Annotated in this window: 20 protein-coding genes; 7 read left to right on the top strand and 13 right to left on the bottom strand. The window is 33.7% G+C overall.

Translation table 11 applies throughout. The features are described 5' to 3' along the window. A complete protein-coding gene (uvrC, locus tag ACFS3A_RS13560) occupies positions 1-1,800 on the bottom strand; it encodes an excinuclease ABC subunit UvrC (protein WP_379826100.1) in 1,800 nt (599 codons plus the stop codon). Positions 1,801-1,937: 137 nt separating this feature from the next. Between uvrC and ACFS3A_RS13555 the strand changes: the two genes are divergently transcribed. The 3 genes from ACFS3A_RS13555 to ACFS3A_RS13545 all read left to right on the top strand — a co-directional run bounded on the left by ACFS3A_RS13555 (position 1,938) and on the right by ACFS3A_RS13545 (position 5,513). After that, positions 1,938-2,915, top strand: a complete 978-nt coding sequence (locus ACFS3A_RS13555) for a succinylglutamate desuccinylase/aspartoacylase family protein (RefSeq protein ID WP_379826099.1) — start codon at positions 1,938-1,940, stop codon at positions 2,913-2,915. Next, positions 2,902-3,471 carry a 5-formyltetrahydrofolate cyclo-ligase gene (locus tag ACFS3A_RS13550; RefSeq protein ID WP_379826098.1) on the top strand — a complete coding sequence of 190 codons (570 nt, stop codon included), beginning with the start codon at positions 2,902-2,904 and terminating at the stop codon, positions 3,469-3,471. Before ACFS3A_RS13555 ends, ACFS3A_RS13550 begins: the two co-directional genes overlap by 14 nt. A gap of 491 nt (positions 3,472-3,962) precedes the next feature. Beyond that, positions 3,963-5,513 carry a vWA domain-containing protein gene (locus ACFS3A_RS13545; RefSeq protein ID WP_379826097.1) on the top strand — a complete coding sequence of 517 codons (1,551 nt, stop codon included), beginning with the start codon at positions 3,963-3,965 and terminating at the stop codon, positions 5,511-5,513. Positions 5,514-5,599: 86 nt separating this feature from the next. On the opposite strand, the gene ACFS3A_RS13540 is transcribed toward ACFS3A_RS13545, so the two are convergent. From ACFS3A_RS13540 to ACFS3A_RS13505, 8 genes are all read right to left on the bottom strand, one after another. Next, entirely contained in the window at positions 5,600-6,346 is a 747-nt protein-coding gene (locus ACFS3A_RS13540) for a tetratricopeptide repeat protein (RefSeq protein ID WP_379826096.1), read from the bottom strand. A 58-nt stretch (positions 6,347-6,404) separates the two neighbouring features. Then, the gene (locus tag ACFS3A_RS13535; RefSeq protein WP_379826095.1) at positions 6,405-8,150 is read right to left on the bottom strand and encodes a BatD family protein; all 1,746 of its coding nucleotides are present in this window, start codon (positions 8,148-8,150) and stop codon (positions 6,405-6,407) included. 87 nt (positions 8,151-8,237) lie between these two features. After that, the gene (locus tag ACFS3A_RS13530) at positions 8,238-9,005 is read right to left on the bottom strand and encodes a tetratricopeptide repeat protein (protein ID WP_379826094.1); all 768 of its coding nucleotides are present in this window, start codon (positions 9,003-9,005) and stop codon (positions 8,238-8,240) included. A 39-nt stretch (positions 9,006-9,044) separates the two neighbouring features. Then, positions 9,045-10,079, bottom strand: a complete 1,035-nt coding sequence (locus ACFS3A_RS13525) for a vWA domain-containing protein (RefSeq protein ID WP_379826093.1) — start codon at positions 10,077-10,079, stop codon at positions 9,045-9,047. A gap of 51 nt (positions 10,080-10,130) precedes the next feature. Continuing rightward, positions 10,131-11,132: a vWA domain-containing protein gene (locus ACFS3A_RS13520; RefSeq protein WP_379826092.1), complete on the bottom strand. Its 1,002-nt coding sequence runs from the start codon at positions 11,130-11,132 to the stop codon at positions 10,131-10,133. After that, a complete protein-coding gene (locus ACFS3A_RS13515; RefSeq protein WP_289663602.1) occupies positions 11,132-12,766 on the bottom strand; it encodes a hypothetical protein in 1,635 nt (544 codons plus the stop codon). Before ACFS3A_RS13515 ends, ACFS3A_RS13520 begins: the two co-directional genes overlap by 1 nt. A 64-nt stretch (positions 12,767-12,830) precedes the next feature. Further along, a complete protein-coding gene (locus ACFS3A_RS13510) occupies positions 12,831-13,694 on the bottom strand; it encodes a DUF58 domain-containing protein (protein ID WP_289663601.1) in 864 nt (287 codons plus the stop codon). An 81-nt stretch (positions 13,695-13,775) separates the two neighbouring features. Then, the gene (locus ACFS3A_RS13505; protein ID WP_142451507.1) at positions 13,776-14,780 is read right to left on the bottom strand and encodes an AAA family ATPase; all 1,005 of its coding nucleotides are present in this window, start codon (positions 14,778-14,780) and stop codon (positions 13,776-13,778) included. 212 nt (positions 14,781-14,992) lie between these two features. On the opposite strand from ACFS3A_RS13505, the gene ACFS3A_RS13500 reads away from it, so the two are divergent. The 3 genes from ACFS3A_RS13500 to ACFS3A_RS13490 all read left to right on the top strand — a co-directional run bounded on the left by ACFS3A_RS13500 (position 14,993) and on the right by ACFS3A_RS13490 (position 18,094). After that, the gene (locus tag ACFS3A_RS13500) at positions 14,993-15,868 is read left to right on the top strand and encodes an aldo/keto reductase (protein WP_379826091.1); all 876 of its coding nucleotides are present in this window, start codon (positions 14,993-14,995) and stop codon (positions 15,866-15,868) included. Positions 15,869-16,070: 202 nt separating this feature from the next. Then, positions 16,071-16,826, top strand: a complete 756-nt coding sequence (locus ACFS3A_RS13495; protein WP_379826090.1) for an SDR family NAD(P)-dependent oxidoreductase — start codon at positions 16,071-16,073, stop codon at positions 16,824-16,826. 122 nt (positions 16,827-16,948) lie between these two features. Beyond that, positions 16,949-18,094 carry an ATP-binding protein gene (locus ACFS3A_RS13490; RefSeq protein ID WP_379826089.1) on the top strand — a complete coding sequence of 382 codons (1,146 nt, stop codon included), beginning with the start codon at positions 16,949-16,951 and terminating at the stop codon, positions 18,092-18,094. Positions 18,095-18,232: 138 nt separating this feature from the next. Here the strand turns inward: ACFS3A_RS13490 and ACFS3A_RS13485 are convergent, their stop codons facing one another. From ACFS3A_RS13485 to ACFS3A_RS13475, 3 genes are all read right to left on the bottom strand, one after another. Beyond that, positions 18,233-18,541: a hypothetical protein gene (locus ACFS3A_RS13485; RefSeq protein ID WP_379826088.1), complete on the bottom strand. Its 309-nt coding sequence runs from the start codon at positions 18,539-18,541 to the stop codon at positions 18,233-18,235. Positions 18,542-18,552: 11 nt separating this feature from the next. After that, complete coding sequence (locus tag ACFS3A_RS13480) at positions 18,553-19,029, bottom strand: DUF6932 family protein (protein WP_379826087.1); 477 nt, start codon at positions 19,027-19,029, stop codon at positions 18,553-18,555. A gap of 90 nt (positions 19,030-19,119) precedes the next feature. After that, complete coding sequence (locus ACFS3A_RS13475; protein WP_379826086.1) at positions 19,120-19,863, bottom strand: DUF3298 and DUF4163 domain-containing protein; 744 nt, start codon at positions 19,861-19,863, stop codon at positions 19,120-19,122. 195 nt (positions 19,864-20,058) lie between these two features. On the opposite strand from ACFS3A_RS13475, the gene ACFS3A_RS13470 reads away from it, so the two are divergent. Continuing rightward, positions 20,059-21,201, top strand: a complete 1,143-nt coding sequence (locus ACFS3A_RS13470) for a cystathionine gamma-synthase (RefSeq protein ID WP_379826085.1) — start codon at positions 20,059-20,061, stop codon at positions 21,199-21,201. 83 nt (positions 21,202-21,284) lie between these two features. Here the strand turns inward: ACFS3A_RS13470 and ACFS3A_RS13465 are convergent, their stop codons facing one another. After that, a complete protein-coding gene (locus ACFS3A_RS13465; protein ID WP_379826084.1) occupies positions 21,285-22,076 on the bottom strand; it encodes a THC0290_0291 family protein in 792 nt (263 codons plus the stop codon). Positions 22,077-22,162 lie beyond the last annotated feature (86 nt).

Genomic DNA, 22,162 nt, shown 5'->3' with positions numbered 1-22,162 from the left:
TTAGTTTTCTTTTGGATGATAAAAATCGACAATTTTTTTGGCTTTAGAAACACCTATAACGCTTGCAATTTCTTGTTCTGTAGCCAGTTTTAATCTTTTAACACTTTTAAAATGCTGTATTAAGGTTGTCATGGTTTTTTCTCCAATTCCCGGAATGCTTTCTACAGAAGAATTCAATGCGGCTTTACTTCTTTTGTCTCTGTGAAAAGTGATTCCGAATCGGTGTGCTTCATTTCGCAACTGTTGAATAACTTTTAAAGTTTCCGATTTTTTATCCAAATAAAGCGGAATAGAATCGCCCGGATAAAAAAGTTCTTCCAGTCGTTTTGCAATTCCAATAATGGCAATTTTTCCTCGTAATCCTAATTCGTCAATACTTTTTAAAGCCGAAGAAAGTTGTCCTTTTCCACCGTCAATAATAATTAATTGCGGCAACGGTTCGTTTTCGTCTAATAATCTTTTGTAACGGCGGTACACAATTTCGGTCATCGAAGCAAAATCGTCTGGGCCTTCAACGGTTTTGACGTTAAAATGGCGATAATCTTTTTTGCTTGGTTTTCCGTCTTTAAATACGACACAGGCCGCAACTGGATTTGTTCCCTGAATATTCGAGTTATCAAAACATTCAATATGTCGGGGCTCAACAGGAAGACGTAAATCTTTCTGCATTTGTGCCATAATTCTATTTACGTGACGATCCGGATCTACGATTTGCAATTGTTTCAATTGCTCGATTCGATAGAATTTGGCATTTCGAATCGATAAATCCAGAATCTGTTTTTTGTCTCCAAGCTGTGGAACGGTTACTTTTATGTTTTCGCCTAAATCCAATTCGAAAGGAACAATGATTTCTTTGGATAATAACTGAAAGCGTTCACGCAATTCTACAATCGCTAATTCTAATAATTCTTCATCGCTTTCATCCAATTTTTTCTTGATGTCTAAAGTATGAGAACGAATAATCGAACCGTGAGAAATCTGAAGGAAATTGACATAAGCAGCACTTTCGTCAGACACAATTGAGAAAACATCAATATTGGTAATTTTTGGATTGATGATGGTCGATCTGGATTGATAATTTTCTAAAACCTCGATCTTTTCCTTGATTTTCTGTGCTTCTTCAAACTGAAGATTCTGCGCATAAGTGTTCATCAATTTCTTGAAATCTTTTAAACTTTCTTTAAAGTTTCCTTTTAGGATTTCGCGAATCGCATTGACTTGTCTTTGGTATTCTTCCAAAGGTTCCAAACCTTCGCACGGACCTTTGCAATTGCCAATATGATACTCCAGACAAACTTTGAATTTACCGGAATTAATATTGGATTCACTCAAATCATAATTACAAGTTCGAAGCGGATACAATTCTTTAATCAAGTCCAGAATCGTATAAACCATTTTGAAATTCGTGTACGGGCCAAAATATTCTGAGCCGTCTTTGACCATTCTTCTTGTCAAAAATATTCTCGAAAAAGGTTCTTTTTTGATACAAATCCACGGATAACTTTTGTCATCACGAAGCAGTACATTATATCTTGGCTGAAGTGTTTTAATTAAATTATTTTCCAATAAAAGCGCATCGGTTTCGGTTGGAACCACGATGTGTTTTATGGTCACGATTTTCTTTACCAATACATTGGTTTTCGCTGTATCGTGAATTTTATTGAAATAGGAAGAAACCCTTTTTTTTAAATTTTTGGCTTTGCCGACATATAAAATTTTCCCGTCCTTATCATAATATTGATAAACGCCCGGATTGTCTGGCAAAGTTAAAATTTGAAGATCTAAGGCTGGTTTTTGCATTCTATTTTATTTCTGAAGATATTTGAAAAGCTTTTTTCAAAAACCATTCCGATTTAAAAATGAAGCTTAACATTGAATTAGTTTCAAATTTACGAAATCAAAAGAATAATTTCTATATTTAGATTTTATAATTCCAAATGAAAAATAGTACTCCATTGGTTATTTTTGGCGAATCGATTTTGCCGGGAGAACACAGAACGATAAACGTCGAAATTGCTCGGCTTCATACTACAACAAAACTAAATATTCCTGTTATTGTCCGTCGTTCCAAACATGAAGGGCCGACTGTTTTATTTTCGGCAGGAATTCACGGCGACGAAATAAATGGTGTTGAAATTGTGCGCCAGCTTATCAGTAAAAAAATTAACAGACCTTCACGCGGGACGATTATCTGCATTCCTGTGATTAACATGTACGGTTTTGTCAATAAATCGCGAGAGTTTCCGGATGGCCGTGACTTAAACCGAGTTTTCCCGGGAAGTAAAAAAGGTTCTCTTGCCAGCCGATTTGCTTATCATATTGTCGAAGAAATTTTACCGATTTTAGATTATGCAGTCGATTTTCATGCTGGTGGAGCAAGTCGTTTCAACGCACCTCAAATTAGAATTACTGAAAATAATCCCGAGTTAAAAGTTTTGGCCGATGTTTTTAATGCGCCGTTTACTTTGTATTCTAAAAATATAAATGGCTCTTTTAGAAAAACTTCTGAAAATGCCAATGTCAAAATGCTTCTTTTTGAAGGAGGAAAGTCATTAGACATTAATAACGAAATTTCGAATCAAGGTGTTTTAGGAACCAAACGTTTGCTTCATTATTTACAGATGTTGGATTCGAAGCAAATTGCGGAGCCCGCTTTAACACCTTCGATTTATATTAAACAATCGGTTTGGCTACGTGCGAAATGTTCTGGTTTATTGCATGATTTTAATTTGATTGGAAAGTTTGTAACCAAAGGCACTATCTTAGCGATTATTACAGATCCGTTTGGGAAATTTGAACAGAAAATTAAAGCACCGCACGATGGTTATGTGATCAATGCCAATCATTCGCCAATTGTTTATGAAGGCGATGCCATTTACCATTTATCTAAAACTCCAGACAATGCCGACGAGTAAAAAAGAACTCCGAATAGAATATAAAAATTTCCGTAGAGCACTTTCTTTTGATGAAATAGAAGAAAGAAGTCTTGCGATTGCCAATCAATTAATCCAAATGCCCATTTGGGACAAAATTTATTACCATGTTTTTCTTGCGATTGAAGAACATAAAGAAGTCAATACCGAATTTATCCTGCATTTACTTTCCGGAAAAGACAAAGAAATCCTGATTTCAAAAAGCGATTTCGAAACGAGAAAAATGACTCATTTTCTTTTAACAGATAATACCAGAATCAAAAAGAACGAATACAATATCCCTGAACCCGTTGACGGAATCGAAGTGCCTTCTTCTAAAGTGGAAGTAGTTTTTGTACCGCTTTTGGCTTTTGATATTTTTGGAAACCGAATTGGTTACGGAAAAGGTTTCTACGATAAATTTCTCGCTGAATGCAAACCCGAAACCATCAAAATAGGACTTTCATTCTTTGAAGCCGTAAACCAGATCGATGATGTTTTTGAATCTGATATTAAATTGGATTATTGTGTTACGCCAGAGAAAGTTTACCAGTTTTAAATTTTACAAAATATAGTTGCCACAGATTAAAAGGATTTCAAAGATTAATCCATTTTAATTCTATCTAACTCTTTTCAAAGTCTAATAAAAATCCTAATATTCAAAATATAGCCCGTGGTTTCAACCACGGGAACACAATGTATGATTAAGATTATTTGTAACGTTTCCCGTGGTTGAAACCACGGGCTATATTTTTAGCATTTTGAGAAAAACTAAAATTGAAATTTTGTAATAATTCCATCTCGCCCTTTTTCTTAGCAACGTTTTGCCAAAGTTTAACCACTTTCTTTTACTCTTTGGAAAAAAAATCGAGCATAATTTCCTCTAAAATCAAGGTTTCTCATTTTATTTTTAAGTCAGAAAAATATTTGTAAAATTTTTGGCACGATTTTGCATACTCGAAAATTGCAAATAATCACTTCTAGTACATCCGGAATGCTAGCCCTTATTTGAACCAAAATCTATTTACTAATTTTTTAAAAATTTACTTTATGAGAAATCTTAATTTCTTTATGATGGCATTCCTCGTACTTACTATTTTCAGCTGTAAGAAAGCGTATGCGCCAGACGAGACTGCAGATGCAAGTGAAATTGCAGTAACAACAACTGATTCAGTTTCAGACGAAGAATATATTCCCGAGCCAAACACAGAAAGTTACGCAGGATTAGAAGAAAATCCGTTTGAATCGCCACTTAAAACTCCTCTTTCTACATTTTCTATAGATGTTGATAACGCATCTTATACCAATATTCGCCGATTTATCAACGAAGGGCAAAAAGTTCCAAAAGACGCTGTTCGTGTCGAAGAAATGATCAACTTTTTCAAGTACAAATATCCACAGCCAAACGGACAGCATCCATTTGCAATTAATACAGAATACAGCGACTGTCCTTGGAACAAAAACAGCCGATTACTGAAAATTGGTTTACAGGGAAAGGACGTTCCAATGGAAAATTTGCCGGCTACTAATCTGGTTTTTTTATTGGATGTTTCGGGTTCGATGGATGAACCAAATAAACTTCCATTGTTGAAAGAATCTATGAAAATCTTAGTTAAAGAACTTCGTAGTACAGATCGGGTTTCGATTGTAGTTTATGCAGGTTCGGCTGGAGTAGTTTTGGAACCAACTTCAGGAGAAGATAAAGAGGAAATTATGGACGCTTTTGATGATTTACACGCGGGTGGAAGCACAGCGGGCGGAGAAGGAATCGAGTTGGCTTACAAACTGGCACAGGAAAATTTTATAAAAGGCGGAAACAATAGAGTAGTGATAGCTACTGATGGTGATTTTAATGTTGGTGCGTCAAGTGATGATGATATGCTGAAATTGATTGAACAAAAGAGAGAATCAGGTGTTTTCTTAACCGTTTTAGGTTTTGGAATGGGAAATTATAAAGATTCTAAAATGGAAATTCTTGCCGATAAAGGAAACGGAAATTACGCTTATATCGATAATATTCAGGAAGCAAATCGTTTTCTTGGAAAAGAATTTAAAGGTTCAATGTTCGCTATCGCGAAAGATGTAAAAATTCAGATTGAGTTTAATCCAAAACATGTTCAGGCGTATCGATTGATTGGTTATGAAAACCGAAAACTAAATGCAGAAGATTTTAAAAATGATAAAATTGATGCGGGCGAATTAGGAAGCGGGCATTCGGTTACAGCTTTATATGAAATTATTCCTGTTGGTGTAGAAAGCGATTATGTTCCGTCAGATTTGAAATATACTAAAACACAAAAAGCAGACGGAATCTACAGTGATGAACTGGCAACTGTGAAATTCAGGTATAAAAAACCTGATGACGATAGAAGTATTGAAATAGAAAATGTAATAGCAGATAAGAAAACAAATCTGGAAAACAGTTCTCCTGATTTCAAATTTACAACTGCTGTTTCCTGGTTCGGATTAAAACTTCGTGAGTCAAAATACATTGCGAACACTTCAAGTTCAGAAATTAAAAAATTGGCAAAATCTGGTTTACAAAATGATGAAGATGGTTATAGATCAGAATTTGTTAGACTAGTAGACGCAGTAAATTAAGAACAAAATTCCAAAAAATAAGAAATCCCAAATTCCGATTGTTGTTTTGGAATTTGGGATTTCTTTATTTAAATATTTATAAAACTTTATTTAACTTCTTTAATTGTAGAAGATTCAATCCAGCCTTGTGTTCCATCTGTTAATTCTACTTTTTTCCACTCAGCTGTAGTTTCCAGAACATAAACTTTTGCTCCTTCGTGCAATAGTATAATACCATTTGCAGACTTTTGAGGTTTTGCACGAACCTGGCTCATTTCGGAAAAAACAATGGCAACACGATCGTTATCAAAATGACGTTTTTCTGATACAGCAGCTGAAATGCTTAACGCAAAAGCAACTAAAAAAATAAACATTCCCACAAAATAGATTCTTTTTGCAATGGTCGCTTTTGAAAAGTAATAACCAATAAAGCTAAGTAAAAAGACAAATCCAATTGCGACAGCAATTTTTGCCCACATATTGTAATCAAAAATAGAAGTAAAGTTCTGAATCAGTTTGGCAAAACCAACTTTTGGAACTTCTTTAATTTCATCAATTGTCAGCTTTTTTGCGAACTTTAAATTGTTTAAAGTTTCAGGATCATTTGGTTTTAAAACCAAAGCTTTTTCATAATTGTAAATCGAAGGTGCCACTTGATTCAGTTTATAATAACAGTTTCCAAGATTAAAATACAATTCAGCAGATTGTAATTTATCTTCTTTTACTATGTTTTCATAAACCTGTACAGCTTCTTTGTATTGTCCTTTTTGGTACAATGCATTTCCTGCTTCAAAGCGTCCTTGCGCAAAGAAAACCTGCGAGATGAATAAAAAGAGATATAGTATGTTTTTCATCTTAATTTTATTTAAACCTGACAGGTTTTTAAAACCTGTCAGGTTTGCTTTATTACGTTTAAACAATCTGTTTTTCTAGTTCAGAAATAATCAATACCGCTTTGTTATAATCCTGCTGAATTGAAGCGCTTGATGCTGGTGCATAACGTGCAAATTCACAGTTTTCAGTCAGATCAATAAAATTCTGAACGGTTTCTGCATTAGCATTTCTAGACAATAATAATTCTCTGATATTGTCTTTACTCATTTCTGAAGTTTCTATATGCAATTTCGCTTTTAAGAAATTATGCATTGCTTTTTCTAATGCGATATAGAAAGGTTCTTTATTATTAAGATGTTTTTTCGCTTGCGACAAATACTTTTTCGCCAGTTTATTGTTCATTCTAATTCTGTTTCCGGTAACATCACTATCGATAGCCTCTTTTTTCTTCTTCGCTAAAATAATAAGTGGAATGATGATAAAAGGCGCAAATAATAAACCTAAATATAAATTAGAACCATAAAACTCATTTTTAGCAATAGCAGTTAAAACTGTTTTAGATTTGATGTTTTTAAAATGATCCGTTTGAGCAGTTGCATTTTTAGAAGCCGATCCTGTATTTGCTTCAGCTGGTGTAGGCCCGTCCAAAACATCAACCATAATTTCTTTTGAAGTGATCGTTTTGTAAGTACCGGAACTCAAATCAAAATAAGAGAACTGCATCGGTTTAATCGTATATTTTCCTCGGTATTGAGGAACAATAGTATATTTATCTGATATTCTTCCAGACATTCCCGACAACGAAGTAGTTACTTTTTCATCGTGAACAGGGTCGTACATTTCCAGTGCATTTGGGACAACTGGTTTAGGAAGAGTAAATAATTTCATATTACCAGTTCCCTGGGCGCTTACAATTAAATCAAGACCTTCACCATTTTTAAGTGTTGTTTTGGATGGCGTAACGGTAAAGTTCAGTTTACCAACTGCACCTGTAAATCCTTCTGGTTTAGTGCTTTCAGGAAGCGGTCTCACGTTTATGGTTTTAGCTCCGGCTGAAACTACCTTATTGTCTTCAGTAATAATCATCTGGCCAAACATATCGCGACGATTCGTTGGTAATTGCACTCCTATGTCTAGAGAAAGAGGTTCAATTGTGAGTTTTCCTGATTTTTGAGGATATAGAATAGTTTTCTTTAAAATAACATAATAGCATCTTTGTCCTTGAAAAGAACCCTCTTCAATGGCCAGTTGTTTAATGTCGATGTTTTGATTCCAGAAATCATTGTATTTTGGTTTAGCCAATTCTTTAAAACCAGTAACGCCAATGTTATTGAAATACAGTTTGTAAACAACTGTAATCGGTTCATTTAAATACGGGTTTGTTTTTGAAATTTCGGCAACCAAATTCAATAACTCGTTTCCAGATCCTGGAGGTCTGTCGTTTGGATCTCTTTCCTGAGCAACGGCATTAGTAACGGTAACTTTTATTGGCGAAGTTTTATAAACTTGTCCGTTATATTCTATCGCAGCTTGTTTGATAAGAAGCGCTCCTTTTCGTTCCGGCTGTAAAATATAAGAGTATATTTTTTGAAAAGAGCTTCGTCCGTTTATCCAAGACTGACTGATTTGCTGACTTGGCCCTGCAACAAGTCTGAAACCTTCAAAAGCAGGCTGTTCAAAGTTGTCTCCGTCAACATTCATAATGAAGTCTATACGAAGTCTTTCGTTTACTCCAAGCGTGTTTTTGCTGACTCTGGCTTCAAATTGCACCTGAGCCATAAGTCCTTGAAAAGTGAGTAGGAATAGAATTAAATATCTTTTCATTACTTGTTTTAGTCGTTGTTTGTTTAACTGTTTAATCGTTTAACCGTTTTGTAATACACATAAAACGATTAAACGATTCAACTTATTTTACCAGTCTTTTTCTGTTTTCTTAGGGTTTCCTTTTACTTTTTGAGCGTTAACTTTATCCTGAATTTTCTTTTCTTCGTTGTTTACCGCATCTAATAAATTCTGAACACGTTCTTTAGATATTCCGCCTGGCTGTGGTTTTGGCTGTTCCTGGTTGTCAGACTTGTCGTCTTTCTTAGGATCATTTTTACCATCTTTTTTGTCTTTGTCCTTATCGCCTTTGTCGTCTTTTTTATCCTTGTCTTTGTTCTGATCTTTATTTTTGTCCTTGTCTTTATCTTTGTTTTTATCCTTGTCTTTGTCCTTATCCTTATTTTTGTCTTTGTTATCGTTTTTCGGCGGATTTTCTTTTAGTTTTTGTTTGGCGTAAGCATAATTGTAACGCGTTTCTTCATCTGTTGGATCATTACGTAAGGCTTGTTTGTAAGCTTCAACGGCCTGCGTATAATCTTTCTCTTTCATGAAAGTATTTCCAAGGTTGTGAAAAGCTTTATGTTTTTCAGGTCTTGTTTTGGCATTTTTTATTGCTTTCGCGTAAGCGTATTTCGCCTCCGAAATCTGATTTTGTCTGTAAATGGTGTTTCCTAAATTATATGGCGCTGTTGCTCTTTTAGGAAATTTGGATTCCGAAATTCTATAGTTTGCCTCAGCATCAACAAATTTATTCTGTTTATATTCTTCATTGGCTGCAGGCAATGATTTGTCTTTCTCTTGTGCAGAAACCGCAAAAGAAACCGTTAGTAAAATATAAAGAAGTAAATTTTTCATTCTAATTTTTTTTTCTGTTCTGAATTTCACTCTGAACATTTATTTCTTTTCGTTAAATAAATCCAACTCTTTGATCCAGTTTGTTTTTCTTTCCAATAAGAAAATATCAAGGAAAAGCAGTAAAAATGCAAACCCGATAAACCATTGAAACTGGGATTGAAATTCTGCCATTTGCGTGGCTTCAAATTCAGTTTTCTGAATATTGTTCAAAGCATTTTTGATGTATTCTAAAACTTCTTTGGTGCTTCCGCCATAAACATAACCACCTTTAGTTGCTTTGGCAATTGTTTTTAAACCTTCCTGATTTAATTTGGTAGTTACAGTTTGTCCGTTTTGATCTTTTTGATATCCTCTTACAACGCCGTTTTCTTTTAACGGAATAGTTCCTCCTTTTTCTGTTCCAACACCAATTGTAATAATCTTCATTCCTATTTTATTGGCTTCTTCTGCCGCAGCAGTGGCGCCTTCAGAATGATCTTCTCCATCAGAAATTAGGATTAATAACTTGCTGGTTTTGCTTTTTTCATCAAAATAAGTGGCAGATAATCGAATAGCTTCATCCAAAGATGTTCCTTGCGATGAAACCATATCCGGACTCATACTTTGCAGAAACATTTTGGCAACACTGTAATCGGATGTAATCGGTAAAACAGGGAAAGCACTTCCTGCGTAAGCCACAATTCCGATTCGGTCGCTTCCTAAGTTGTTGATAATCTGTGAAACCAATTGTTTACTTTTATCTAAACGACTTGGTACAACATCTTCGGCAAGCATACTTTTAGAAACATCGACAGCAAAAACAATATCAATACCTTCTCGTTTTACGGTTTCCATTTTAGTTCCGATTTTCGGATTTACTAAACCAATAATTAAGCAGGTAAGAGCTAAAAGAATCACGACAATTTTTAAAACAGGTTTAAAAACTGATTTCTCCGGACTCAATCTTTTTACCATTTCCAAGTCGCCAAACTCCAGCTGTTTTCTTCTTTTCCAATACATATTGAAAAAGAAAATACACACCACAATTGGGATAAGTAGTAAGAGATATAAATATTTTTTTTCGTCTAATTCCATTTTAAATTTTAGATTTCTGAATTTAGATTTTAGATTTTTTTTAATCTAAAATTAAATGAAGCTTCTGTAAACTGTATTTCTTAAACCCACTTCAAGCAATAATAAAAAGCCTGCAAATAAAACAAAAGCTCTGTATTTTTCATCATAATCATAGAACTTCAATTCCTGAATTTCAGTGGTTTCTAATTTGTTGATTGCGTTGTATATTTCTGCTAGTTTATCGTTGCTGGTTGCTCTAAAATAGGTTCCATCTGTTTTACGAGCAATATTTTTCATCAGTTTTTCGTCGATTTCCACTTTCTGCATTTTAAACATTAAGCTTCCATTTGGAGCATATTGATATGGAGATTCTGCCATTCCGTTTGTTCCAATACCAATTGTATAAACTTTTATACCGTATTGTTTTGCGATATCTGCTGCCGTTTCCGGTTCTATAAAACCGGCATTGTTAACTCCATCAGTCATTAAAATAATTACTCGGCTTTTTGCTTTACTGTCTTTCAAACGGTTTACGGCAGTTGCCAATCCCATTCCGATTCCCGTTCCGTCTTGAAGAACGGTGTCGTATTTAATTCCTTTTATAGCTTCTAAAATGATTGCTTTGTCACTGGTAACCGGAGTTTTGGTGTAAGCTTCAGAAGCGTATAAAACCAATCCAATTCTGTCATTTGGTCTTTCTTCAACGAAATCGCCAGCCACTCTTTTTAAAGCTTCCATACGATTAGGCTTTAAATCTTTTGCCAGCATAGATCCGGAAACGTCAATTGCCATAACAATATCAATTCCCTTTGTTGTTTTAGTCTGATTGCTGATGTCTACAGTTCTTGGTCTTGCCAACGCAATAATCAGCGAACTTAAAGCTAAAATTCTGAAAACATACAAACAAGGTCTTAATTTAACCAATAAAGATTCGCTGTTTTGGAATCCTGCCGTCGAACTCATTTTTAAGGTAGCCGACTGCTGGTTGCGTTTCAATAAAAACCAGATTATCGCAATCGGAATTAATATAAACAACCAAAGAAACTCTGGATTTAAAAAACTGAAATTGCCCATTAGTTGTTTGCTCTTTGAAGTTCAACAGAATTTAAGATTCGAGTGGTAATCTCGTTTGCATAAGTATCACCTTCTTCATGTAAAATCAGGATTTGCTGTAAACCTTGATCTTGTTTGAAAAGTAGCAATTCGTAATATGCTTTAGTACTTGTTTTAGTTGCCGGATTTAGAATAGACATTGTTCCATAACCTTTAACTCCCTGAATGCCTTCGTTTGTTTGGAAATCTTCTTGTTTTACAATAATATTTTGAGCACCCTGAGCTTCCATTACTTTTAAAGATCCTTCAAGGGCTTTTGCCAAATCGATATCAGTTGGCTGTTTAAATTTGGCAGTAGAAACGGTTACATAGAAATTGTCAATCATGCTTCCGTAAACAAATAACTGCATTTCTTTAATCAACGCCATGGTTTCTTTTGGAAGTACTTTTTCAGTATCCATTCTTTTTAAAACTTTCGGAGTTTCAATCAAAACAGCTGGGCTTCCGTAGGCACTTTTTACCCATTCTCCTTCTAATAATTCTTTAGAAGGATGGCCAATTAAATTGTCTTTTACATAATTGAAACCTTTAGTAACGATAAAATAAGTTGTAGTTACAAACAACAATAAGATTACAGCTGCAACCGAATAACCAATTCGTGCATTACGCTTTTTGCGAAGCTGCGCCTGAATTTGTTTTTGTCTTTGTGCTTCGTTCAATAATTGATCTTCAATATCTTCAGGGACTTCTGTTGGAATAGCATTATCCAACGTTAAAATTACTTTTTGAATTTTATTTCTATCATCAGTAATTTCAAAATCAAGAGGTTTTGATTTAGCAAATTTTACCAAATCGGCCTGACGTAAAACGCGTTCTAAATTCTCAACCGTTTCAGGCGTCAAAGTCATTTTCTTTTGAGTCGATGCCGTTCTGATGGCTTGAATTAACTCAGAAGTGGTACTTTCCATTGCTGGAATATGAATTGCTTCTTCGATATAATTTCTGGCGATATCGGTTAATTCACTATAATATTCTTTGATTTCTCCTTTTTGAACTAATTCTTTTTTCTCAAGGTTGTTTAATAAACTTGTCGCTTTTTCAATAGGAGTTTTATAAACTTCTTCTTCAATCTTTTTCAGCTGACGTTTTTTAACATACCAATAAACAAAAGCCCCAATTCCGATAATAACTAAAACAATTAAAACGTAAATCCACCAAGTTCCCATTCCTTCATCTACAGAAGAAATATCTTTGATATCATACATTTTTTGCTGTAAAGTGTCCACTTTTACATTAGCCACTTCAACTTTAAGAGAATCAGAATAAAAAGGTTTTTTATCAATTAAAATCTTAACGCTTGGAATAGTATAACGACCAGAATCAAACTGTGTTAAACCATATTTTTTAACTAGCTCATAAGTGTCATCTTTCTTAACCGTATCAACAGGATAAGATTGAATAACTTCTAGTGGCCCAATATTTTTAAGTTTTGGAAATTCAACTTTTGATTTTGAGCTTACGACAGTTTTAAGTGTCAGTTTAAACTCTGCACCAATTTTGTTTTTTGTAGTATCAATGCTGGTTTCTACTGGTTTCTGCTGCGCAAAAATCATAGTAGAAAAGAACAATAAATATATATAAAGTTTAAATTTCATTTGAGTAACGATTGTTGATTTTAGATTAACGATTTTTGATTTGTTAATCAAAATTGCCAGATTTTTATCGTGATTTGAAATAGCCTAATAGTTTAGTTACGTAATTTTCGTCAACTCTGGTGTTGACAATTCCTGCTCCGGATTTACGGAAGGTATCTTTAAAATAATTCAATTTTTCCTGATAATGTTTCTCATAATTCATGCGAACTGCTTTTGAACCTGTATCAACCAATTGTAATTTTCCAGTCTCGGCATCCAACATCGTTACCATTCCTAAATTCGGAATTTTTTCTTCGCGGATATCGTATACTCGAACACCTGTGATGTCGTGTTTTTTAGAAGCTATTTTTAAAGTATGCTCGTAAGAATCAGACATAAAATCGGAAATCATAAAAATGATCGCTTTCTTTTTTTGTGTTCCGGATAAAAATTTCAAAGCCTGAGCAATGTCGGTTTTATGACTCTTTGGTTCAAATTCGATCAATTCACGAATGATTCTAAGTACGTGCGAACGTCCTTTTTTAGGCGGAATATATAATTCTACAGTATCAGAAAATAAGATTAAACCAATTTTATCATTGTTTTGTGTAGCCGAAAAAGCCATCGTTGCCGCAATTTCGGTTACGATGTCTTTCTTGAATTGATTTTTAGAACCAAAGGATTCAGAACCCGAAATATCAACCATTAAAACCATGGTCAATTCGCGTTCTTCTTCAAATACCTTAACGTGAGCTTCGTTGTAGCGTGCGGTTACATTCCAATCGATGTTACGAATATCATCTCCGTATTGGTATTGACGCACCTCGCTAAACGTCATTCCTCGTCCTTTAAATGAAGAGTGGTATTCTCCCGAAAAGATATGATTACTCAGTCTTTTCGTTTTGATTTCTATTTTCCGTACTTTTTTTAAAAGCTCTTTTGTATCCATTTGATTTGTTTAAAGTTTAAAGTTTAAAAGTTTCAAGTTTGTCTTAATAACAACTTGAAACCTGAAACTTGAAACAAATTTTTAAGGTACCTCAATCTCGTTAACGATTTTGTTGATAATGTCTACAGAAGTAATGTTTTCTGCTTCTGCTTCGTAAGTGATTCCAACTCTGTGACGTAATACATCGTGAACAACGGCACGAACGTCTTCTGGAATTACGTAACCACGACGTTTGATGAAAGCATAACATTTAGCAGCATTAGCCAGGTTGATACTTCCACGAGGAGAAGCTCCAAAACTGATAAGAGGTTTTAAATCGGCTAATTTGTATTTTTCCGGGTAACGCGTAGCGAAAATAATATCTAGGATGTATTTTTCAATTTTTTCGTCCATGTAAACTTCACGAACTGCTTCTTGAGCACGTAAAATTTGATCTACAGAAACTACCGGATTTACTTTTTCGTAAGATCCTTTTAAGTTTTGACGAATTACAAAACGCTCTTCGTCAATTTTTGGATAATCAATTACAGTTTTTAGCATAAAACGGTCAACTTGTGCTTCAGGTAACTGGTATGTTCCTTCTTGTTCAACCGGGTTTTGAGTTGCTAATACTAAAAATGGACGATCTAATTTAAAAGTAGTGTCACCAATTGTAACTTGTTTTTCCTGCATCGCCTCTAAAAGTGCTGACTGAACCTTTGCAGGAGCACGGTTAATCTCATCGGCAAGTACGAAATTGGCAAAAATTGGTCCTTTTTTAATTGAGAACTCGTTTGCTTTAATGTTGTAAATCATGGTTCCGATAACATCGGCAGGTAATAAATCCGGCGTAAACTGGATACGGCTGAAAGAACCTTGAACTGCTTGTGAAAGCGTATTAATTGCCAAAGTTTTTGCAAGACCCGGAACTCCTTCCAATAAAATATGTCCCTGTCCAAGTAATCCGATTAATAGACGCTCGACCATATGTTTCTGACCCACAATAACTTTGTTCATTTCCATTGTAAGAAGGTCTATAAAAGCACTTTCTCTTTCAATTTTTTCATTTATCGCTCTAATGTCTAAAGTCGTTGTATTTTCTTCCATATAAATATTTTTAAAACCTTGATTTTAACGCCTAATTTTTGAGAGTGCAAATTGAATATTTTTTAATAAGTAAGATGTTAAAGAATGGTTAAAACTTCGACCAATGACCTAATTTTAAGGACTAATTGTGAATCTATTTTTATATTTTTAAGAACTTTGATGATTATGTTTTATTAAAGCATAATTATTACCAAAAATAACGCATAACTATTATGAGCAAAACAGTCTTATCGCCTATAATTTCAGGCACTATGAATTGGGGAGTTTGGGATAAAAACCTTACAACCAAAGAAATGGAAAACATGATACAGGTAAGTATCGAAAACAAAATTACGACTTTTGATCACGCGGATATTTACGGTTCGTATACGACCGAAGCCGATTTTGGAAAAGCCTTTCACGCAAGTAAAATTGCCCGTGAAAAATTACAATTAATTACAAAGTGCGGTATTCAGATGATTGCGGATAAACGCCCTGAAAACAAAATCAAACATTATGATTATTCTAAAGACTATATTATTAAGTCGGTTGAAGGATCTTTGAAAAATTTAAAGACTGATTATGTAGATGTTTTTTTACTGCACAGACCAAGTCCGTTAATGCAGGCTGACGAAATCGCTGAAGCTGTTGAGAAATTAAAAAGAGAAGGAAAAATTATTGATTTTGGACTTTCAAATTTTACAAGTTCACAAACTGAATTAATTCGCCAAAAAACAGAAGTGAGTTATAATCAAGTACAGTTTTCAGCGACACATTACGAAGCTATGACTGACGGAAGCTTAGATTATATGCAGACTAACGGAATTCGTCCTTTATCATGGAATCCGCTTGGAACTGTTTTTAGAGAAGACACAAAACAAACTCGCCGTTTGAAAAAACTGTTTTCTACTTTATTAGAGAAATATCATTTAGGTGCAGATACACTTTTATTATCATGGATTTTAAAACATCCGGCAAAAGTAATTCCGATCGCTGGAACTGTAAATATTGCCAGAATTCAATCTTTGTCAAAAGCAATTGAATTGGATATGGATACAGAAGACTGGTTCGCTATCTGGACAGAAAGCATGGGCGACGATGTGCCTTAATTTTTAGTGTTCAGTTTACAGTTTTTAGTATTCAGTTAGAGTGCAAAAAAATAAACACATAGAAACATAGATTTTTTATGTTTTTAAAAAAGATGAATTTAGCGTTTCACTTACACATAGCTATGTGAATTTATGCAAATGAAATGCCTTTTTTAAGCAAAGTATATCTATGTTTCTATGTGTTAAAAACAAAATATTTAAAATGAAAAAAACAGTTTTAATTACTGGTGCCACAAGCGGAATTGGAAAAGCAACTGCGCAGATTTTGGCAAAAAACAATTATAAAGTGATTCTTTGCGGAAGACGTAAAGATCGATTGGAAGAACTTCAAAATGAACTTTCGGCTTTCACAGAAGTTTATTCCCTTGCTTTTGATGTTCGTGATAAAGAAGATGTTTTAGAGAAGATTGGTTCTTTACCAAATGATTTTTCTACAATTGACGTTTTAATTAATAACGCAGGAAATGCCCATGGTTTAGATCCGATTCAGAATGGAGATTTAGACGATTGGGATGCGATGATCGATATTAATGTAAAAGGACTTTTGTATGTTTCAAAAGCGATAATTCCGCAGATGGTGGAGAGACAATCTGGACACATTATTAATATTGGTTCAACTGCAGCAAAAGAAGTTTATCCAAACGGAAATGTATATTGTGGTTCTAAACATGCAGTTGATGCAATTACAGCCGGAATGCGAATCGATTTAAATCCGTTCGGAATTAGAGTTGGTGGAATCCATCCAGGAATGGTTGCGACCGAGTTTAGCGAAGTTCGTTTTAAAGGAGATGCAGACAGAGCCGCAAATGTTTATAAAGGATTTGATCCGTTGCAGGCAGAAGATATTGCTGATATTATTCATTTTGTAGTTTCAAGACCTTATCATGTAAATATAGCCGATTTGGTTGTGATGAGTACGGCACAGGCTTCTTCGACGATTGTCAAGAAAAATATTTAATAAAATTTTATTGTAAAGACGCACAGCAGTGCGTCTTTTTTTCGTTTTAAGGTTATTGAATGCAATTAAAATGATTCCGAGTTTTTAATTAGTGTAAATTAGTGACAGAAAAAAACTAGATTATGATCAATAAACGCCTTTTGATAAAGAATTTACTCGCTCATAATGACGAAAGCAGTTTTTATGATAAGAAAAGGCAACTGAATCTACATTCCAGAGAAGGAAAAGGGAAGTTTTTAAAACACATTTGCGCTTTATCAAACTCTAATCCGAACAATAATTCTTATATCGTGGTTGGTGTAGAAGATCAGGATAATGAAATTGTCGGTGACGATTTCTTCGATGACAGCAGAATCCAGAATCTAGTCAACGCTTTTTTAGAAAATCCTCCAAAAATTCAATACGAAAATGTCCCTTTTCCAAACCTTCCAAAAGACAAAGTAATCGGTCTGGTTACGATTAAACCCAAAAGCAAAATTTCTTATTTTAAAAAAGGAATTCATACTATTTTGGCCAATAGCGTTTTTATAAGACGTGGCAGTAACTCGATTCCGCTGGAAGAACATGAGGAAATCGAAAAAAGCAATCAGAATACAGAAACGGTTATTGGAATCGAAAATAGTTCTCGAAACAGTATTCAATATACTCTTGACGGCGTTATCGATTTTATGAATTTCAGGCATAAAGATATGTCGCCCAAATATCATGTTTTTAAAGAATTATTTGTGATTTGCTGGGCTGGAGTTCCGAAAACAATGCGGGAAAAAACGTTTCTTTCGCGTGTTGATATTGAATTAATCAACGAACAAATTAAGCTTTTTTATTCTGCACAAGATGTCGTTACGATAGAATATAATGATGACACTTTTACCATTACAGAATATGTGCCACTAGGTTTAAATGATAAAACCAGTTATTATCCGCTGGAAGAACAAACTATTCATTTCTTTGATAATGGTTATTATAAAATCGATCGTCAGATGCTTTTTCAGCCACCGGAATTCAATAGAAAAATGCTCTATCATATTTACAATTCGAATATGGCATTGCTGGCAAAACTTCAAAAGGAAATTACATTATCTGATCGTGAAATGAAAGATTTAGAAAATCTGCCTTCTACTTTTATGATTTGTTATTTGAATGGTTTTGAAGATGCGAGACAAAAATTAATTGATGCTAAATTATTGCTGAAACCTTATAAACAGGTTTATTCTTCGTTTAAAGAGGCTTTGAGGGTTTTACGAAAGATGAAATATGATGTGCAGTGAGAAAGGTTCTAAGATTCAGAGAGACAAAGTGGCAAAGGTTTTTCTGTAGAGACGCATCGCAGTGCAGCTAAATACAACATATAACAAGAATTGTGTTGTGTCTTTGTACTTATAAAATTAGTTCAGTACATTTTCGTATTAATTGTAATTTTCGATAAAGACATTTTCAATTTTTTTTAAGCTATCATTTTCATCAAACTTTAAATGACTAATTTCGTTAGTATAGAATTTCTCAATAAAAAGTTTTATGATATACATAACTTCAGTTCTGTTATCACTATTGCTCAAAAGTTCTTTTACTAAATAGTTGCTTAGTTTCAATTTTTGATTTTTGTATTGATCAGACATTAGATTTGAAGTGGAGTCTTTATGTAGAAAAATCATTTTATCAACTTTGTCAATTTCTTCAATTAAGTCTAGAATGTGATATAATTTATTGTCTTTCATTTTAATATGAATTATGATTTTATCTCTAGAAAACCTTTTGATAACCTATTTCTTCTAATTCTTCTGGTTTTTGTAAATCGATCAAGCCAGTATGCCTTATCACTTATGGTTCTAAAGTTATTAGGATGACTTTCTGGATAAACTTCAATTATGTAAGCATCAACGCCATAAATTATTTCAGAATTCGGGTATGTAAAAGCATCTAATTTTGAGCCTAATTGTGAAACAATATTGTAGTCAATAAATGTTACTAAATCAATGTCTCCAGGATTTGTCTTTTTTGTAACGTAAGATCCATTTATCCATTGATGCAGTTCGTCTAAATTACATACTTTTTTGAAATCTTGATTATATTTAACATAAGCTTCAAAAATTTCTTTTCTTTTTAATGATGGAATTTTGGTTACAAATTCATTTTCTAGTTCTTGAACTGTGGATATAATTTTATTGTCAGGAACCAAAAGCCCTGAATGGTTAAATGTTAGCATATTTGAAAAAACATTAGTTTACTAAAAAACACAATAAATTTGTAGTAAATTTATTGTGTTTTTTGGTAAAAATAAGCTAGTGAATTATAATTATTGAAAATTCAAATATTGCCTTACTTCATAATAAGAAAATATAAGCTCTTTTGGCCCGTCTGCATAAGAAGCTGCTTCGTAGGAGTTGTAATATAAAAGTAGACCTTGAGAAGTGTAAAAGATATTCTGTGGTAGTTGGAATTTATCATTTTCAAACATTAATCCCGTAGCATTGATATTGGCTTTTTCAGGAATTTTATATTTTGAACGGAATGCCTTTTCGGCGAAAGCCTTAAACTCTTTTTCGTTTTTGAATAATTGATTATTGAAAATCGTTTTTCCTGTTTTCGGATTAAATAACAAAGAGCGGTAACCCTGATAACCGTGAGCACCTCCGGTAAAGGTATAATGATCAATTTTTAGGTTTAAAATCTGTTCCGATTGAAATTCTATATTCCCAATTATTTTAGCTTCCCAGCCAAAAGTGTCTTGAGGGAATTTCTGATGCATTTCTTCATAAGAGGCAATAAAAGATTTTGCCAATGATTTATAATCGTCGACTTTTACCGAATCTTCTTCAAAAAATACAATCTCTTTAATGACACCAAAAACTCTCTTATTAATGCTGTCTGATATTACTTTTTTATTTTTGGCAACTGGAACTTCTATTGTGATGCTCGGGCAATCGTTTTTGCACGGCTTAGTAGATTTTTCTTCAAAGGTTTCATTTTCAAATGAAAGGTCTTTTTTGCAACTTGTAAAAATCAAACACAAAAAGATTATAAATATGTAATTTTTCATATCAAAAAGTGTTAATTATCTACAAAGGTAAGAACTTGTGACGCGATAAAATAAATTAAGCGGTAAATTTGTAAAAGAATTAAGGATTCAAAATTTATAACTATATGAAATGAGCATGACCATAAATTGGTCGCAAATATCAATGGAGATATGCGAATTACATATGACCAATAAAAAAACAATAAATATCTACATATGAAATTCAATACAAAAGTAATACATGGTGGTCAGCATCATGATCCAAGTACAGGTGCGGTAATGCCACCGGTGTATCAAACTTCAACATTTGTACAGACAAGTCCGGGAAAACCTTTGGCAGATTACGAATACAGCCGAGCTTCAAACCCTACCCGTACTGCTTTAGAAGAGGCGCTGGCAAGTATTGAAAACGGAACCCGCGGCTTAGCATTTTCATCTGGTCTGGCTGCGACTGATTGTGTTTTAAGATCTTTTAAAGCAGGAGACGAAATCATTGCAATGGATGATTTGTATGGTGGAACCTACAGAATGTTTTCAAGAGTTTACAAAGATTCAGGAATTAAGTTTCATTTTGTTGATATGACAGATATTGAAAAATTCAAAAGTTTAATCAACGAAAACACCAAATTAATCTGGGTTGAAACACCAACAAATCCGTTAATGAAATTGGCAGATATTCAGGAAATAGCAAAAATTACACAGGAGAAAAAAATCCTGCTTGCAGTTGATAATACTTTTGCAACTCCGTATTTACAAAAACCGCTTGATTTAGGTGCTGATATTGTAATGCATTCTGCAACGAAATATTTAGGAGGGCATTCAGATGTTATTGCTGGAGCTTTAATTGTAAAAGACGCAGCATTAGGAGATCAATTGCATTTTCAACAATTTGCTACAGGTGCAACGCTTGGGCCAATGGATAGTTTTTTGGTTTTAAGAGGAATCAAAACTTTGGCTTTAAGAGTGCAGAGACATTGTGAAAATGGAGAAAAAGTAGTTGAATATTTAAGTAATCATCCAAAGATTAAAACAGTTTATTATCCAGGTTTGAAAAATCATCCATTTCATGAAATTGCTAAAAAGCAAATGAAAGCTTTTGGCGGAATGGTATCTTTTGATTTTAAATCAGGAAAGAAAGAAGATTCTATTGCATTTTTAGAGAAACTGAAAGTATTTACTTTGGCAGAATCTTTGGGAGGTGTAGAATCATTGGCAAATCATCCGGCTTTAATGACTCATGCATCGATTCCTGCTGATAAAAGAGCAGAGGTTGGTATTACTGATGACTTAGTTCGATTAAGCGTTGGTATTGAAGATGCAGAAGATTTAATTGCAGATTTAGAACAAGCTTTATCTTAAAAATAAACAAAATAAAAAATCCCAAATTCCAATTTTACTTTTTGGAGTTTGGGATTTTTTATGTTTTGAAATTTAGAGAATTTTTAGAACTCTAAATAGTAAATGTATCCAAAGTTGAACCAAACCTGCCAGTCGTTAGATTTGTTTTCTTTGTAAATATTTTTGTTAGGATTTAATCCGTCGATCCAGTCTGAATTGTACATCTGAAAACGAGTTTCGAACATTAAGTCACTCATTGTCGTTAATTTATAATGTACACCCACTCCAGCAGTTGCAGATAAAACAACACCGCTTTCTGTAGAAAATCCGTGAGGACGTCCATCAGAGGGAGTTAAGTATTTGCCCGGAGTTACAGACGGAAGGGTTATGTCTCCCAGATGTGATCCTACTTTTGCTGAATAATAACTTACCTGAAAACCTAAACTTCCGTACGGACTAAAACTACCAACTGTGTTTTCAAAGTCATGAATTTTCATAAAAGGAGAAAATTCTAATTGAGCTCCCAACCCAATAATGGTAGAACTTGCATGCATATTCTTTAACTGCTGAGCAAATAATCCGTTAGGTTTTCTCTCAACCCATTGTCCAAAATGTTTTAGGGTAGTTCTATTGAAATTTAAATCAGTTCTTACTTTAAAGTGTTCTGTAAAATAACTCTCTCTATTGTTGTTTGCAGAAAAGTTAATGAAATGCATAATTCCAATTCCAAAACCGGAGTTTCCGGCATTGGTGTCGAAGTTGTTTCTTTCACCAAAATCAGACTGTAAAGTTACTGGTCCGGCATAGATTCCGATCTCTTGAGCTAGTCCTTGCGCTGATACAGCACTTGATATGCCGAACAAGGCAAATAATGTGATAAATAGGTGTTTAGACATTTTCTAGGGCTTACAAATCTCGGCAAATATATAAAAAACATAGTCGATTCAAAATATTAAATCATTGTATTGAAAAATAACTACTA

It is taken from the genome of Flavobacterium notoginsengisoli (genome assembly GCF_042686225.1).
GTDB lineage: Bacteria > Bacteroidota > Bacteroidia > Flavobacteriales > Flavobacteriaceae > Flavobacterium > Flavobacterium notoginsengisoli.
The sequence above is the reverse complement of the archived record's forward strand: the minus strand, read 5'-3'. Positions and strand labels throughout refer to the sequence as shown.